The 14,865-nt window shown below is 64.0% G+C and carries 14 protein-coding genes; 9 read left to right on the top strand and 5 right to left on the bottom strand.

Going from position 1 to position 14,865, the window contains the following annotated elements:
• Window positions 1–175 precede the first annotated feature (175 nt).
• Window positions 176–1,984, top strand: a complete 1,809-nt coding sequence (locus ACN6NG_RS20125) for an ABC transporter ATP-binding protein/permease (RefSeq protein ID WP_353454959.1) — start codon at window positions 176–178, stop codon at window positions 1,982–1,984.
• 10 nt (window positions 1,985–1,994) lie between these two features.
• Here the strand turns inward: ACN6NG_RS20125 and ACN6NG_RS20120 are convergent, their stop codons facing one another.
• The 3 genes from ACN6NG_RS20120 to ACN6NG_RS20110 form a co-directional block, all read right to left on the bottom strand.
• Window positions 1,995–3,197 (bottom strand): MFS transporter, encoded by a 1,203-nt coding sequence (locus tag ACN6NG_RS20120; protein WP_353454961.1) that lies wholly within the window; start codon window positions 3,195–3,197, stop codon window positions 1,995–1,997.
• A gap of 75 nt (window positions 3,198–3,272) precedes the next feature.
• Window positions 3,273–3,530, bottom strand: a complete 258-nt coding sequence (locus tag ACN6NG_RS20115; RefSeq protein ID WP_474315725.1) for a helix-turn-helix domain-containing protein — start codon at window positions 3,528–3,530, stop codon at window positions 3,273–3,275.
• Window positions 3,531–3,712: 182 nt separating this feature from the next.
• Window positions 3,713–4,996: an arsenic transporter gene (locus ACN6NG_RS20110; protein WP_474315722.1), complete on the bottom strand. Its 1,284-nt coding sequence runs from the start codon at window positions 4,994–4,996 to the stop codon at window positions 3,713–3,715.
• 289 nt (window positions 4,997–5,285) lie between these two features.
• Between ACN6NG_RS20110 and ACN6NG_RS20105 the strand changes: the two genes are divergently transcribed.
• The 5 genes from ACN6NG_RS20105 to ACN6NG_RS20085 all read left to right on the top strand — a co-directional run bounded on the left by ACN6NG_RS20105 (window position 5,286) and on the right by ACN6NG_RS20085 (window position 10,367).
• The gene (locus tag ACN6NG_RS20105) at window positions 5,286–7,526 is read left to right on the top strand and encodes a TonB-dependent siderophore receptor (protein WP_474315719.1); all 2,241 of its coding nucleotides are present in this window, start codon (window positions 5,286–5,288) and stop codon (window positions 7,524–7,526) included.
• A 50-nt stretch (window positions 7,527–7,576) separates the two neighbouring features.
• Window positions 7,577–7,864, top strand: coding sequence for a hypothetical protein (locus ACN6NG_RS20100; RefSeq protein ID WP_028613446.1), 288 nt, complete (start codon window positions 7,577–7,579; stop codon window positions 7,862–7,864).
• The gene (locus ACN6NG_RS20095) at window positions 7,861–9,381 is read left to right on the top strand and encodes a PepSY-associated TM helix domain-containing protein (RefSeq protein WP_474315714.1); all 1,521 of its coding nucleotides are present in this window, start codon (window positions 7,861–7,863) and stop codon (window positions 9,379–9,381) included. The genes ACN6NG_RS20100 and ACN6NG_RS20095 overlap by 4 nt, the downstream gene beginning before the upstream one ends.
• The gene (locus ACN6NG_RS20090; RefSeq protein ID WP_474315712.1) at window positions 9,378–9,716 is read left to right on the top strand and encodes a DUF3325 domain-containing protein; all 339 of its coding nucleotides are present in this window, start codon (window positions 9,378–9,380) and stop codon (window positions 9,714–9,716) included. Before ACN6NG_RS20095 ends, ACN6NG_RS20090 begins: the two co-directional genes overlap by 4 nt.
• A 111-nt stretch (window positions 9,717–9,827) precedes the next feature.
• Window positions 9,828–10,367 carry a histidine phosphatase family protein gene (locus ACN6NG_RS20085; RefSeq protein ID WP_474315708.1) on the top strand — a complete coding sequence of 180 codons (540 nt, stop codon included), beginning with the start codon at window positions 9,828–9,830 and terminating at the stop codon, window positions 10,365–10,367.
• A 3-nt stretch (window positions 10,368–10,370) separates the two neighbouring features.
• Here ACN6NG_RS20085 and ACN6NG_RS20080 read toward each other — a convergent pair whose 3' ends face one another.
• Together ACN6NG_RS20080 and ACN6NG_RS20075 are read right to left on the bottom strand one after the other, a co-directional pair.
• Complete coding sequence (locus ACN6NG_RS20080; RefSeq protein WP_043204391.1) at window positions 10,371–11,156, bottom strand: sulfite exporter TauE/SafE family protein; 786 nt, start codon at window positions 11,154–11,156, stop codon at window positions 10,371–10,373.
• Window positions 11,157–11,261: 105 nt separating this feature from the next.
• The gene (locus ACN6NG_RS20075; protein WP_474315704.1) at window positions 11,262–11,855 is read right to left on the bottom strand and encodes a helix-turn-helix domain-containing protein; all 594 of its coding nucleotides are present in this window, start codon (window positions 11,853–11,855) and stop codon (window positions 11,262–11,264) included.
• 115 nt (window positions 11,856–11,970) lie between these two features.
• Here ACN6NG_RS20075 and ACN6NG_RS20070 point away from each other — a divergent pair, with 115 nt between their 5' ends.
• The 3 genes from ACN6NG_RS20070 (at window position 11,971) to ACN6NG_RS20060 (ending at window position 14,721) form a co-directional block, all read left to right on the top strand.
• The gene (locus ACN6NG_RS20070) at window positions 11,971–13,107 is read left to right on the top strand and encodes an NAD(P)/FAD-dependent oxidoreductase (RefSeq protein ID WP_474315701.1); all 1,137 of its coding nucleotides are present in this window, start codon (window positions 11,971–11,973) and stop codon (window positions 13,105–13,107) included.
• Between the two features lie 12 nt (window positions 13,108–13,119).
• Window positions 13,120–13,497 carry a RidA family protein gene (locus ACN6NG_RS20065; RefSeq protein ID WP_016500580.1) on the top strand — a complete coding sequence of 126 codons (378 nt, stop codon included), beginning with the start codon at window positions 13,120–13,122 and terminating at the stop codon, window positions 13,495–13,497.
• A 159-nt stretch (window positions 13,498–13,656) separates the two neighbouring features.
• Window positions 13,657–14,721, top strand: a complete 1,065-nt coding sequence (locus ACN6NG_RS20060; protein ID WP_474315698.1) for a YkvI family membrane protein — start codon at window positions 13,657–13,659, stop codon at window positions 14,719–14,721.
• The last annotated feature ends 144 nt before the right edge of the window (window positions 14,722–14,865 follow it).

Here is a 14,865-nt window from a genome sequence, read left to right as displayed (position 1 = left end):
GAAGAGGCCGGTAAGGCTAAAGATTATCTTCGGCTGCAATGGCCTCTTCGCAGCACAAGGCTGCTCCTACAGGGGCCGCGGCAACAGGTCAGGATCATGAAATGTGCGTCATATATGCCTGATGAACCGTAGGGCAATGCTACGCTCGCGGAAATACTCAGCACGGATACCCACCATGGACATGAACTGGCATCAGGCCCTGCAAGAGAGCCTGAGATGGCTGGCAATCGCTTCGTTCATCACCCTTGTCTGCTTTACCGCTGCCGCGACACTGGCTGTCCGTTGCACACGCTGGGGCAGCCAGTTCTGGCAGCTTGCCGGGCCTTACTTCAGTTTCAGGCGCAGTTGGCGGCCACTGTTGGTGTTTACGCTGTTGCTGGTGTTGACGCTGTTCTCGGTGCGCCTGAACGTACTGTTCTCGTTCTGGTACAACGGCTTCTACAGTGCCTTGCAAGGCCTGGATCAATCCGCCTTCTGGTACATGCTCGGTGTCTTTGCCGTACTGGCCACCATCCACGTGCTGCGCTCGCTGTTCACCTTCTATGTAACCCAGGCATTCAGCATTCGTTGGCGGGTCTGGCTCACCGAGCGCCTGACCCACGACTGGATGCACGGCGATGCCTACTACCGTGGTCAGTTTCTGGCCGAGCCGGTGGACAACCCTGACCAGCGTATCGAGCTGGATGCCAATGCATTTGTCACCAACTCGGTCACCCTGGCCTTGGGCGCTGTCAGTGCACTGGTGTCGCTGGTAGCCTTCACCGGGATTCTCTGGTCGCTGTCGGCACCGCTGGCGGTTGCCGGTGTGGAAGTCCCACGGGCGATGGTGTTTGCCGTTTACCTGTATGTCATCGTTGCCACTTGGATTGCCTTCCGCCTGGGGCGCCCGTTGATCCGCCTGAACTTCCTCAATGAAAAACTCACCGCCAACTTTCGCTATGCGCTGATGCGCCTGCGCGAGAATGCCGAGAACATTGCCTTCTACCAAGGCGCCTTGGTAGAGCGGGGCACGTTGCTGGGCCGCTTTGGTGCCTTGATCGTCAATGCCTGGGCGCTGGTGTTCCGGAACCTGAAATTCAGTGGTTTCAACCTGGGGGTTAGCCAGGTTGCCGTGGTGTTCCCGTTTATCCTCCAGGCACCACGCTTCTTCAGCGGTGCGATCAAGTTGGGAGACGTGATGCAGACCGCCCAGGCCTTTGGCCAGGTGCAAGATTCGTTGTCGTTCTTCCGCGAATCTTACGACGCGTTCGCTCAGTACCGGGCCACCCTCGACCGCCTGACCGGTTTTCTCGATGCCAACGACCAGGCAAGCGCTTTGCCGCGTATTACCACCGAGGCTCAGGAACATTCGCTGGAAATCACGGATCTGCAGGTGCTGCGCCCGGACGGGCATCCCCTTGTCACTGATCTTGGCCTGAGCCTGCACGCCGGCCAGGCACTGTTGATCAAGGGGCCGTCGGGCAGCGGCAAAACTACCCTGCTGCGAGCCTTGGCGGGCCTCTGGCCATATGCTGAAGGTAAGGTCAAGCGCCCGCTAGGCCATCAGGCGTTGTTCTTGTCGCAGCGTCCCTACCTGCCGTTGGGCGACTTGCGGACGGTCATCGCCTACCCGGCAGCCAGCAAGGCCGAGGACGAAGGCCGGATGCGGCAGGCACTGCGCCAGGTGAATCTGGCTCATCTGGCCGATCGGCTGGAGGTCAGTTGTGACTGGTCGCACATTCTTTCGGTGGGCGAGCAGCAGCGCCTGGCGTTCGCCCGGGTGCTGTTCAACCGGCCCCAGGTAGTGTTCCTCGACGAGTCCACTTCGGCAATGGACGAAGGGCTAGAGCACGCCCTGTATTCAATGTTGCGCACGGAAATGCCGGGCGCGCTGCTGGTCAGTGTTGGCCATCGCAGCACGCTGGCGGGGTTCCATACTCACCGGCTGGAGGTGGATGGACACGGGGGCTGGTCGTTGCTCAAGCAGGAACCGGCGTTGGCCTAGTCCGGTATGCTCAACGTAACAGCATCACCCCCACCAGGGTGGTGCTGGCAAGCCCTGCACCGACCAGGAAAGTTGCCTGGAACCCCGCACCATCCCACAACAACCCTGCCACCACGCTGGCCGTCAGCAGTGCCACCACGGTCAGCAGGTTGAACAGGCCGAAGGCGGTCCCGCGCAGGTTGGCGGGTGCGCTGTCGGCGATCATGGCCGCGAAGATGCCTTGGGTGAAGCCCAGGTGCAGACCCCAGGCGGCAACCCCCAGGGCCAACCCCGCCCAGCCAGGCAGCAGGGCCAGCAACAGGTCGGCGGCGATCAGCATCCCCAGCCCCGTCATCAGCACGCCGCGGCGCCCAAGGCGGTCCGACAGCACCCCGGCAGGGTACGCAGACACCGAGTAGGCCAGCGCCATCAGCACCAGCACCGCCGGCGCCCACATCGGCGCCAGCCCCATGTCCTGAGCGCGCAGTAGCAGGAAGGCTTCGCTGAAGCGGGCGAGGGTGAATACGGTGGCCAGGCCGATCAACCGCCAGTAGGTGGGGCCCAGGCCCACCAGTTCGTGCACCGCCAGCGGTGCGCGCACGGGCCGAGTGCTGGCCGGCGCTTGAGGTTCGCGCACGAAGGCGATGAGGATGTACACCGCCACGAACGCCGGGATCACCGACACCCAGAACACCATCTGGAAGTGGCTCGCGGTCAGCCACATCAGCATGATTGCCAGCAATGGCCCGAGGAAAGCACCAACCGTATCCAGCGCCTGACGCAGGCCAAAGGCGGCACCACGCAACTCGGGGGGCGTGACATCAGCCACCAGCGCATCACGCGGCGCCCCACGGATGCCTTTGCCGACCCGGTCGACGAAACGTGCTGCGATCAGCCACTCCAGCCCGGAAGCCATGGGGAATACCGGCTTGGTTAGCGCGCCCAGGCCATAGCCGAGCACGGTCAGCAGCTTGCGCTTGCCCAGCCGGTCGCTGAGCGCACCGGAAAACACTTTGGTGATCGAGGCGGTTGCCTCGGCGATACCTTCGATAACGCCCACCGCCACCACCGAGGTGCCGAGCACGGTGACCATGTAAAGTGGCAGCAGGGCGTGGATCATCTCCGAGGAAATGTCCATGAACATCGACACGAAGCCCAGCGCCCAGACACTGCGCGGGATCTTTGGCAAGGATCGGCTGGCATTCACGGCGCCGCTTTCTTCATTGCTGCGCATCTGGGGTCTCGTCGGCGTTGCTACGTTCAAACTGTAGGAGCCCACGCGCAGGATGCAAACCGGAACCACGACCGGTCAGGCCAGGCTTCGCACCCGCCGCCAGACGGTGCTGCGGCTGACCCCCAGGCACCGTGCGGCCTCGTCCATGTCGCCGTCGCAGCTGTCCAGCACCTGACGCGCATGGGCCGTTTCGGCTGCTTTGCCCAGGCTACGCAGGTTGTCGGTGGCGGCAAGGGGCCGCTTCGCCGCTGCAGCCGCGCCGGCCTCGAAGAACTCCGGGAACAGGGTGGCCAGAACGACCTCGTCATCGCGCCCCTGCGTACTCAGGCACAAGGCCGCGCGCTCGGCGATGTCCGCCGAGCAGGATCTTCCAGCGACTGAAATCGGTGTGCCGGCCTTGCTCGCTGTGCTGTTAAGCCCGTTCGCTGTGACATCGGCGGGGCCGCTGTGTGCGGCCCATCGCAGGCAAGCCAGCACCTGCAGCGGCCGTGCAAGCCTGCAGCTGCTCGGCAACCTCAAAAACTCAACCAAAGTGCCAGGGCCGCCAGGGTCACCAGCAACACCGGCACGGTCAGCAGTACGCCGACCTTGAAGTAATACCCCCAGCCAATCACCACCCCTTTGCGCGCCAGCACATGCAGCCACAGCAACGTGGCCAGGCTGCCGATCGGGGTGATCTTCGGCCCCAGGTCGCAGCCGATGACATTGGCGTAGATCATCGCCTCGCGCACCACGCCCTGGGCTTCGCTGGCATGGATCGACAAGGCGCCGATCAGCACACTGGGCAGGTTGTTCATCAGTGACGAGAGCAGCGCCGCAATCAGCCCGGTGCCCAGCGTAGCTGCCCACAACCCATGCCTGGCGAGCCAGTCCAGTACCCCGGCAAGGGCGTCGGTCAGGCCGGCATTGCGCAACCCGTACACCACCAGGTACATCCCCAGCGAGAACACCACGATCTGCCACGGTGCTTCGCGCAGCACGCGGCGGGTGGCAATCACGTGGCCGCGGGCGGCCACGGCAAACAGCACGGCGGCGCAGGCCGAGGCCACCGCGCTGACCGGGATGCCCAGCGGCTCCAGCACGAACAGCGCGGCCAGCAACACCACCAGTACCACCCAGCCCGCACGGAACGTGGCGCGATCGCGTACTGCCAGGGCAGGCAACTGCAGGTCGTCGGTGGCGTACCGCAGCGGGATGTCGCGGCGAAAATACAGCCACAGCACCAGCAGCGTGGCCGCTACCGCCACCAGGTTGACCGGCACCATCACGGCGGCGTAGGCGTTGAAGCCGAGCCCGAAGTAGTCCGCCGACACGATGTTTACCAGGTTCGATACCACCAACGGCAGGCTTGCGGTGTCGGCGATAAAACCGGCGCCCATCACGAAGGCCAGGGTTGCCGTGGGGGAAAAGCGCAGCGCCAGCAGCATCGACATGACGATGGGGGTAAGGATCAGTGCTGCGCCATCGTTGGCGAACAGCGCGGATACCGCTGCCCCCAGCAGCACCATGAAGGCAAACAGGCGACGCCCGTCGCCTCGGGCCCAACGCGCCACATGCAGCGCCGTCCAGGCGAAGAAACCGGCTTCGTCCAGCAACAGGCTGATGACGATCAGGGCGATGAAGGTGGCGGTGGCGTTCCAGATGATTGCCCAGACGGTGGGGATATCGTGCAGTGACACCACACCGCACAGCAGGGCCAGCAGCGCACCGAAGGTGGCACTCCAGCCGACGCCGAGGCCTTTGGGTTGCCAGATGACCAGGGTCAGGGTGAACAGGAAAATCAGCGTGGCTGGGAGCATGAACAGATGGCTCGGGTTAGAGGAAGGCAATTGTAGCCAGTGCAGACGCCAATTACTCCAGCATGACCAGGATTCTGTGTGAGCGGGAATACGGCGCTCTACCGCGCGCCTCAGCAAAGTTCGGTTACAAACATGTAAACTTCGTAAATACGATTTACTCTCATTTGCGATTCCCTATATTTACCACCCCTGTTGGCCACCAGACTGTGTTTGCGAGGCCGGTGGGCGAGAGCTCCCGGTTTCCGACAGGGATGTGCCGTTTCGCTCATGAATCGCAGGAGATGTACCCATGCAGTGCAGAACTTCACCCAACAGCCTGGCCTTGGCGTTCGTTGCGCTGGCGTCACCGGCCATGGTGGCCACCGCGGCCCAGGCTGAAGAGCAGCGCACGAGTGAGGTGCTGGAAGTGCCGGTCGCCGACAATGCGCTGGTTATTCAGGACACCCTGATCACCGCCGAGCGCGAGGCGCGTCAGGCCTTGGGTTCGTCGATCATCACCGCCGACGACATCAAGCGCCACCCGCCATCCAATGACCTGTCCGATATCATCCGCCGCGAGCCCGGCGTCAACCTGACCGGCAACAGCGCCAGCGGCGCACGGGGCAACAACCGCCAGATCGACCTGCGCGGCATGGGCCCAGAAAACACCCTGATCCTCATCGATGGCAAGCCCTCCAGCGCCCGCAACGCGGTGCGTTATGGCTGGAACGGTGACCGTGATACCCGGGGTGAAACCAACTGGGTGCCCGCCGAGGCAGTCGAGCGTATCGAGATCCTGCGCGGCCCGGCCGCCGCTCGCTACGGCTCCGGCGCCATGGGCGGGGTGGTGAATATCATCACCAAACGCCCCACCGACGAGCTCAAGGGCAGCGTCAGCCTGTTCACCCAGTTGCCGGAAGACAGTGCCGAGGGTGCCAGCCGCCGCGCCAACTTCAACCTCGGTGGCGGCCTCACCGATAACCTTGGTTTCCGGCTGTTCGGCGGCCTGGCCAAGACTGACGCTGACGACCTCGATATCAACGCCAGCCACGCCAACAGCGCACTGGTTGCCGGCCGTGAGGGTGTGCGCAACAAGGACATCAACGGCCTGCTCAGCTGGAAGCTGAACGATGAGCACCGCTTCGAAGCCAATGCAGGCTACAGCCGGCAGGGCAATATCTATGCTGGCGACACCATGAACAGCAACGGCGGCAGCGACGTCGCACTGATTTCCAGCCTGTATGGCCACGAAACCAACGTCATGCAGCGCAGCACCTACGACCTGACCCACCTGGGCGACTTCACCTGGGGTACCAGCAAGACCACGCTGGCCTACGAATACGTGCGCAACTGGCGCCTCAACGAGGGTTTGGCCGGTGGCCCGGAAGGGGCGATCAACGACAGCGGCGCGGCGATGTCGCGGTTGCGCAACACGCGCTTGAACAGTGAGGTCAACTTGCCGTTCGCCCTGGGCAGCACCGAGCATGTGCTGACCCTGGGGGGCGAGTACCTGTACGAGTCGCTCAACGACCAGGGCTCGTTCCGTCCGCAGAGCTTCGACCCGAGTGGCTCGGGCAATGACGCGATCAGCGGTTTCGACCGCAGCGAATCGAAGATGACCGCCAAAAGTTACGCGTTGTTCGTCGAGGACAATATCGTCATCGGCGACACGACGGTGACGCCTGGCTTGCGTTTTGACCATCACGAGATGTTTGGCGACAACTTCAGCCCGAGCCTGAACCTGTCGCACAAGCTCACCGAGGCGCTGTCGGTCAAAGGCGGCATTGCTCGCGCCTACAAGGTGCCAAACCTTTACCAGTCCAACCCCAATTACCTGCTGTACAGCCGCGGTAACGGCTGCAGTGTGGAGCAGACCAACTCCGGTGGTTGCTACCTGCAGGGTAACGCCGACCTCAAGCCGGAAATCAGCGTCAACAAAGAGATTGGCCTGCTGTACGACCGCGGCACCTGGCGTACCAGCGCCACCTACTTCCGCAATGACTACAAGAACAAGATCATCGGCGGTACCGATGTGCTCTATGCCATCAACAGCGGCCGCCGCGTGACCGAATGGGAAAACGCCGGCAAGGCGAGGGTGGAAGGCATCGAAGGCAACTTCTTCATCGAGCTGACGCCGACCCTGGACTGGAACACCAACCTGACCTGGATGCTGGACAACGACAATCGCGAGACCGGCGAACCGCTGTCGGTGATCCCTGAGTACACCGTCAACACCACCCTCGACTGGCGCGCCACCGAGCAGCTGTCGTTCCAGGTGGCGGGTACTTACTTCGGTAAACAGAAGTCGCCGACCTACAACTACCGCACCCAGCAAGACTATGACCAGGCCGCGCAGCAGGACGTCGAGGCCTATGGCCTGGTGGACGTGAGCGCGGGGTACAAGTTCAACGCCAACTACGACGTGCGGGTGGGCGTGAACAACGTGTTCGACAAGCAGATCCTGCGTGGCGGCAACGCCAGCAGTTCGGGGGCCAACACGTATAACCAGCCGGGCAGGGCGGTGTTTGCTGCGCTGAATATCAACTTCTGATCCCAGGGGCCGCTATGCGGCCCAATCGCCGGACCTCAAGGAACCCTCCGATGATCAAAGCCCCTGCCTGGCTACAACTACTCTCCCGCAGCGCCGCCGCACTGCTCGGCGGCTACGCCCTCAGCTACGCCGCCAGTGCCTGCCTGGCCCGCATCCTGCCGCTATCTGCGGCCGATGCGGTCATTGTTGCGACCCTGCCAGCGTTCATTTTTTACACCGTCGCCATCCTCTGGGCCTTCGCCTGCCGTGATGCCCTGCGCGCCTGGGCGCCGCTGGCACTGGCTGCGCCCCTTGCCCTGATCGGTTTCTGGCCGCAGGTAATGGAGCGGCTGGCATGAAGAACACTTTCACCCAATCGATGGCCTGGCTGCACACCTGGGCCGGGCTGATCTTCGGCTGGCTGTTGTTCGCCATCTTCGTCACCGGCACCCTGGCGGTGTTCGACAAGGAGCTCAACCACTGGATGCAGCCGGAAATCCCGGCCACCCAGGTGTCCCAGGCCGACGCTGCCCGGCGCGCTATCAACTACCTGCAGGCCCATGAACCACAGGCTGGCAACTGGGGTATCAGCCTGCCGAGCGAGCGCGCGCCAGGGCTGCGCGTTTCTACCGGCGAGCGCCGCCACGGCGGTGGCGTGCAGCTGGACCCGCGCACCGGCGAGGCCATCGAGGTGCGCGACAGTGTCGGCGGCAACTTCTTCTTCCGCTTCCACTTCACCCTCGACCTGCCGCGCAACTGGGGTATTTTCGTGGTCGGTGCGCTGGCGCTGGTGATGCTTGCGGCACTGGTGACCGGCATCGTCATCCACAAGAAGATCTTCAAGGAATTCTTCACCTTCCGGCCGAACAAGGGCCAGCGCTCGTGGCTGGATTTCCACAACGCCAGTGCGGTGCTGTTGCTGCCGTTCCACCTGATGATCACCTACACCGGCCTGGTGATCTTCATGCTCATCTACATCCCCGCCGGGGTCGACGCGCTCTTTGCCGGCGACGCACGCGCCTACTTCCAGGCCCAAGGCAATGCTCGCATGGAACAGCCCCGTGGCCTGGCCAGGCAGCCGGCCGCGCTGGTGGACGTAGCACCGCTGCTGGCCCAGGCTGAGGCGCGGCTGGGGCCGATTGGCGGCTTGAATATCCGCAACCCGAACACGGCGGCGGCGCGCGTCGAAATCCGCCCCGAACTGGGCAACCGCATCGCGCTGGCCAAGGGGCAGGCCATGGTCTTCGATGGCGTCAGCGGGCAACTGCTCAGCGACGTGCCTGAGTGGCGCGCGGTGCCTTTGACCCAGCGGGTCATGGTTGGCCTGCACTTCGCGCAGTTCGGCGGCTATCCGATGCGTTGGCTGTACTTCGTGTGCGGGCTGGTCAGCTGCCTGATGATCGCCAGCGGCCTGGTGCTGTTCTGCGTGAAGCGCGGGCGCAAGTATGCCAGCGCCACTGCCAATACTTCGGCACGGCGCTGGTACCGGGTGGCCGAGGTGTGCAACGTGGGCTTCATCAGCGGTTTGCTGCTGGCGTGCGTCGGGCTGCTGTGGGCCAGCCGCTTGTTGCCGGTGGAACTGGCACAGCGGGAGAGCTGGGAAGTACGTGCGTTCTTTGGTGTATGGCTGCTGGCGCTGTTGCATGCGGGTGTCAGGCCGGCACGCCGGGCATGGGCCGAGCAACTGTTGCTGACGGCGTTGCTGTGCATCGGCCTGGGTGCGTTTGGCGGCCTCGAAGATGCCATGCGCCTGGGCGTAGCGGCCTGTGCCTTGGTACTGGGCGTGTTGGTTGGGCTGGTGGCCTGGCGGGTGCGGCAAGCACAACCGGTGCAGCAGAAGGCCCGGGCAGGGCGGCGACAGGAGGCCGAGGCATGATGATGTGGATTGCAGGCGCAGTGTTGTTCGCTTATGCCGGTATGCTCGGGCTGTGCCAGGGGCTGGAGCGGCTTTACAAACAGGTGTGGAATCGCACCTGCCCGCGCGCGTGGAGGATCAGCCTGCGCAGTGCCGGTTGGTTGGCGTTGCTGGCGAGCCTGAAGCTGTGTGCCCAGGCCTGGGGCTGGGCCATGGGGCCGGTGGCCTGGTTCGGCGTGCTGTCGCTGGCGGGGTTGGTGCTGGTGATGTTGTTGCCGTACTGGCCGCGGCTGGCGGTGGGATTGGTGGGGGCGCTGCCGGTGTGGGGTTTGGTGCAGGTGGTTACCCATCTATGAACTGAACGGGCCTGCAAGGTATACGCGTTTGTGCGGGCGGCGACATTGTTGCAGCCAAAAGCCTCGCAGCATGCTAAACCATGGGCCCCTGCCCGCTGCGAGTGAGCCCCGGTGAAAGCCGTCCGCCTTACCCTGATCTGCCATGCCCTGACCCAGGCCCAGAAGACTGGGCGCCTGCACCGTGCAGATGACGGCATCTTGCCGTTGACCCAACACCCCGACGCCATCGTGCCCTGCATGCAGGTGCTGACTGGGCCAGAGCGGCGAGCCTGCGAGACGGCGGCGTGGTTGTCGGGGCCGGCGCAGATCGAGCCGGCATTGGCCGATTGCGACCTGGGGCGTTGGCAGGGTTTGCCGTTGAAGCAGTTGCAAACCGAACAACCGCAGGCGTTGGCAGACTGGCTGCAGGACCCGGCCAGTGCGGTGCATGGTGGGGAGTCGTTTGCTGCGCTATGCCAGCGTGTGGCCACCTGGCTGGCGGCTTTCGACACGCCGGGTGAGTGGCTGGCGGTGACTCACCCGATGGTCATGCGCGCCGTGCTGGTACAGGTGTTGGGGTGCCCGATGCAGGCCAGCCAGCGTATCGACGTGCTGCCGCTTTCGCGCCTTGAGCTGAGCTTTACCGGGCAGTGGCGCTTGCGCCTGGGCTGAAGGTCAGAACGCCAGCTTGTAGCCGATCAGCAGCAGCATCGCCGCCAGGCATGGACGCAGCACGCGGTCGGAGATCCGTCCGGTGAGGTGGCTGCCCAGGTAAATGCCCGGCAGCGAGCCCAGCAGCAGGTAACCCAGCAGCGACCAGTCCATGTTGCCCATGCCGGCGTGGCCCAGGCCTGCTACCAGGGTGAGCGGCACGGCGTGAGCGATTTCGGTACCGACCAGGCGGCGCGTGACCAGAAACGGGTACAGCAGGAACAGCGCCACCGTACCCAGTGCGCCAGCACCGATGGAGGTGAGGGTGACCATTACCCCCAGTACCACGCCAGTAAGCACGGTAAGGGTGTTCAGGCTACGGTCGCTGAGGTGGTAGTGGTCACCGGCATGGCGGCTGGCGAAAGCCTGCAGGCGCGATTTGAACAGGATGGCCAGCGCGGTCAGGATCAGTACCACCGCCAGGCCTTGCTTGATGATGGCGTTGAGCGCCGAGGTGTCGGTGTGCAGGGTGTTGAGGAACCACAGCGTCAGCGCTGCGGCGGGCACGCTGCCCAGGCTGAGCAGGCCGGTGATCTTCCAGTCGATGTTCTTGTGGCGCGCATGCACCCAGACGCCACTGGCCTTGGTGATTGCCGCATAGAGCAGGTCGGTACCGACGGCCGTCGCCGGGCTGATGCCAAACCACAACAGGATCGGGGTCATCAGCGAGCCGCCACCGACGCCGGTCATGCCGACGATGAAACCCACGACCAGGCCCGCAATGGTGAAACCGAAAGAACCTACATCCATACGCTACTCGACTGCCCATCTTTGCCCGTTATCGGATGCAGCCAGCATATAGATTTTTTTATAGCCAAATAGACTTGTTCGTTATTAGGTTATAACCGGGCGCCTTCAGCGATCGGTCATCACCACCATCACGTGCGCGTCCCCGCCATCCTCGCTTTCCGACAGGTAGATGTGCCCCACCTGGCTGTCGAAGTACGCGGTTTCCTGCGGCCCGATGCTCACGGCTTCCCCGGTTTCGAACTCGATGCGCACGCGCCCGCTCAGCACCAGGGCGAACTCTTGCCCGGGGTGGCGGATAAAGTCGTCGAACTGGCCCCGTTCGCGGGCGATGATGCGGGCATAGGCCGGGGTCATGCGCCGCTCGGGGAAGTCGCCAGCAATGGGGTGGTAGTCGTAGGTGCCGGTGGAGTACCCCGCCGCTGCAGGTAGCGAGTCGACCACCACGGTCACCGGCACCGGGGTGGTGACCGTACCGCCGGCGCGAAACAACTGGGCAATGTCGACATTCAACGCCCGTGCGGCGGCAGCCAGCTTCTCGTAGCTGACCGAGACTTGTGCCAGCTCCAGCTTCGACAGGGTGGACACCGGTACGCCACTGGCTTCGGACAATTGCTTGAGTGTCATCTGGCGCGCCTTGCGCACCTGGCGCAGGCGCTGGCCGACTACAGTGCGGTCAAGCAGGGGTAGGGCAGCGGGCATTCAGGGCTCTCGGCATACGGCGTGGGTCGGGCATCTTACCTTGGACACTTGCGTATTTCTAAATTCTCATATATTAGAATTCTCATAAATGATAATTAGCCTGGCAGGAGCGTGCATGACCCCAACCTACGACACCCTGATCATCGGTGCCGGCATTGCCGGTGCGTCGCTGGGCTATCGCCTGGCGGGCCAGCAGCGCGTACTGCTGCTCGAGCGCGAATCACAGCCTGGTTACCACTCCACCGGGCGCTCGGCGGCGATGTTCATGGAGGCCTACGGCACCGCGCAGATCCAGGCACTGACCCGCGCCAGCCGGGCCTTTTACGAAACGCCGCCGCAAGGCTTCTGTGAGCATCCGCTGCTGGAACCGCGCGGCTGCCTGTATGTGGCCAGCGTGGAGCAGCGTGAGCTGCTTGAGCAGACCCATGCGCAGAACCTGGCCAATGGCACCGAAGTCCGCCTGCTTGACCGTGACGCCGCCCTGGCCCTGGTGCCCAGCCTGCGGGGCGAAGCCCTGGCCGGCGCAGTGCTTGAACCGGGTGCCATGGACCTGGATGTTCACGCCTTGCACCAAGGCTTCTTGCGCGGTTTACGCGTCGCCGGCGGAGAGCTGCGCTGCAACGCCGAGCTTGTCCAGGCCTCGTACCTGGACGGGCTGTGGCAGGTGGAGCTGGGTGACGGCAGCCGGGTGCAGGCCCGTCAGTTGGTGAACGCTGCTGGCGCCTGGGCTGACCGCGTGGCCGAGCAGTGCGGCGTGGCGCGCATCGGCCTGCAACCTTGCCGGCGGAGCGCGTTCACCTTCCCCGGCCCGGCAGACCAGGACTTCGCCCGCTGGCCGGCAGTGATCGGCGTCGACGAAAGCTTCTACTTCAAACCCGACGCCGGCCAGTTGCTGGGGTCGCCAGCCAATGCCGACCCGGTGGAACCCCAGGACGCCGCGCCCGAAGAGCTCGACGTCGCCTTGGGCATCTACAACATCGAAGCCATGACCACCTTGGCGATCCGACGCCCCAGCCACACCTGGGCCGGGCTGCGCTCGTTCGTTGCCGACGGTGACCTGGTGATCGGTTTCGATGCGCACGCCCCCGCGTTTTTCTGGCTGGCGGCGCAAGGTGGCTATGGCATCCAGTCCGCCGCCGGCGCCTCGCGCCTGGCCGCCGACTTGCTGCTTGGCCAACACCTGTGCCCTAGTCTTGTCAGCCAGGGCGTGGCGCCCGAGCGCCTGTCCCCGGCCCGTTTCCAGCAACCCTGAAAGGAGCATCTCATGAGCAATGACATCCAGCGTTTCCCCAGCAGCCTGCCGTTTCCGTTTTCCCGTGCGGTGAAGGCGGGTGGTTTCCTGTTCCTCTCCGGCCAGGTGCCGATGAGTGCCAGCGGCGAAGTGGTGCGCGGTGATATCCAGACCCAGACCCGCGCCGCCTGCGAGCGCATCGCCGAAAGCCTGGCAGCGTGCGGCGCGCGTTTCGACCAAGTGGTAAAGGCCACGGTATGGCTGTCGGACATGAGCCATTTCGCCGGTTTCAACGAGGTCTACAAGGAGTTCTTCGGCGCGGCGCTGCCAGTGCGTTCGACTGTGGCCTCGGCGTTGGCACTGGGGGTGGACGTGGAGATTGAAGTGCAGGCGTTTGTCGGCGACGAGTAACCAAGCACGAAGCTTTTGTAGGAGCAGCCTTGCGCTGCGAAGAGGCCAGTAAAGCCAAAGCGCTTGCAACGACCTTACCGGCCTCTTCGCAGCGCAAGGCTGCGCCTACAAGAGATATGGGGTGTCAGTAAGACAACAACAATAAATCCAGAGGTTCACATGCAAGAGCAACTGAAGATTGCCGGCGCATTTGTCGGCGTGATCGTGGGGGCAGGGTTCGCTTCAGGGCGGGAACTGTTGTTGTTCTTTGTCGACTTCGGCGTGTGGGGGTTGGCTGGCGCACTGGTCAGCGCCGCCCTGTTCACCTTCCTCGGCATGGCCCTGGCGGCGTTGGGCAACCGCCAGCAGGCCACCTCGCACAAGGATGTGATCAAGGCCATCTGCGGCCGCCACCTGGGCCTGTTCGTCGACTGGCTGATCACCTTTTTCATGTTCGCCGTCACCGTGGTCATGCTGGCCGGCGGCGGTGCGCTGCTGGAGCAGCAGTTCGGCATTCCGGCACTGACCGGTAGCGTGTTGGTAACGCTGGTGGTGGTGGGCATCGTGTGCCTGGACGTGCGCAAGGTCATCCTGGCCATTGGCGCCATCACCCCGCTGTTGATCCTGGTGGCGTCGGCAATCGCGTTGTACGCCGTGTTCACCCGCGAGCAGAGCTTCGCCGCGCTCGATCACCTGGCCAGCCAGCAGCAAGCCGGCACCCGTCACTGGCTGCTGGGCGCGTTCCTGTATGTGTCCTACAACATCGTGGCGGGTGCGCCGATCCTGGCCATCTTGGGTGGGTCGGCCAAGGGCGAGAAAACCGCAGTGTGGGGTGGCCTGCTGGGTGGCGCGGCGTTAGGCGGCCTCATGCTAGTGATGAGTGCCGGGCTGTTGTCGCGCCTGGACAGCGTGGCCGACTTGCCCATGCCGATGCTGTCGATTGCCAACGAGGTGTCGCCGCTGCTGGGGCTGGTGATGTGCCTGATCATCTTCGGCATGATCGTCAACACCGCGGTGGGCACGATGTTTTCGTTTCTTTCGCGGCTGCTGCCGGCGGGCACGGCGAAGTTCCGCTGGGGCTCGGTGGTTACCGGGGTGGTGGCGTTTGGTTGCAGCCTGGTGGGGTTCATCAGCCTGGTGGGTGAGGTGTACCCGTTCTTTGGCTACCTAGGCTTCGTGCTGATGGCGGCGGTGTTGCTGGCTTGGGTGCGGCGGGGCAGGGCCGCGAAAGTGGCGGTGGCATAAGGGGCTGCTACGCAGCCCAATCGCCGGCAAGCCAGCTCCCACAGGGATATGCAGGGCTTATGTTCAGCGCTTTGGCTGTGGGAGCTGGCTTGCCGGCGATTGGGCCAGTACAGGCGGCAACAGGCGGTGGCCGTTGCCGTCTAT

Source organism: Pseudomonas sp. TSO6 (assembly GCF_056098905.1).
Note: the sequence above shows the minus strand (reverse complement) of the source record. Positions and strands in the feature narration are given on the sequence as shown.

What these genes read in the sequence shown, in the direction of transcription:
- ACN6NG_RS20100 (WP_028613446.1), top strand. Translation starts at nt 7,577, where the DNA reads ATGATCAAAGCCCCTGCCTGGCTACAACTACTCTCCCGCAGCGCCGCC.
- ACN6NG_RS20080 (WP_043204391.1), bottom strand. Translation starts at nt 11,156, where the DNA reads ATGGATGTAGGTTCTTTCGGTTTCACCATTGCGGGCCTGGTCGTGGGT.
- ACN6NG_RS20075 (WP_474315704.1), bottom strand. Translation starts at nt 11,855, where the DNA reads ATGCCCGCTGCCCTACCCCTGCTTGACCGCACTGTAGTCGGCCAGCGC.
- ACN6NG_RS20120 (WP_353454961.1), bottom strand. Translation starts at nt 3,197, where the DNA reads ATGCGCAGCAATGAAGAAAGCGGCGCCGTGAATGCCAGCCGATCCTTG.
- ACN6NG_RS20110 (WP_474315722.1), bottom strand. Translation starts at nt 4,996, where the DNA reads ATGCTCCCAGCCACGCTGATTTTCCTGTTCACCCTGACCCTGGTCATC.
- ACN6NG_RS20125 (WP_353454959.1), top strand. Translation starts at nt 176, where the DNA reads ATGGACATGAACTGGCATCAGGCCCTGCAAGAGAGCCTGAGATGGCTG.
- ACN6NG_RS20070 (WP_474315701.1), top strand. Translation starts at nt 11,971, where the DNA reads ATGACCCCAACCTACGACACCCTGATCATCGGTGCCGGCATTGCCGGT.
- ACN6NG_RS20105 (WP_474315719.1), top strand. Translation starts at nt 5,286, where the DNA reads ATGCAGTGCAGAACTTCACCCAACAGCCTGGCCTTGGCGTTCGTTGCG.
- ACN6NG_RS20060 (WP_474315698.1), top strand. Translation starts at nt 13,657, where the DNA reads ATGCAAGAGCAACTGAAGATTGCCGGCGCATTTGTCGGCGTGATCGTG.
- ACN6NG_RS20090 (WP_474315712.1), top strand. Translation starts at nt 9,378, where the DNA reads ATGATGATGTGGATTGCAGGCGCAGTGTTGTTCGCTTATGCCGGTATG.
- ACN6NG_RS20095 (WP_474315714.1), top strand. Translation starts at nt 7,861, where the DNA reads ATGAAGAACACTTTCACCCAATCGATGGCCTGGCTGCACACCTGGGCC.
- ACN6NG_RS20065 (WP_016500580.1), top strand. Translation starts at nt 13,120, where the DNA reads ATGAGCAATGACATCCAGCGTTTCCCCAGCAGCCTGCCGTTTCCGTTT.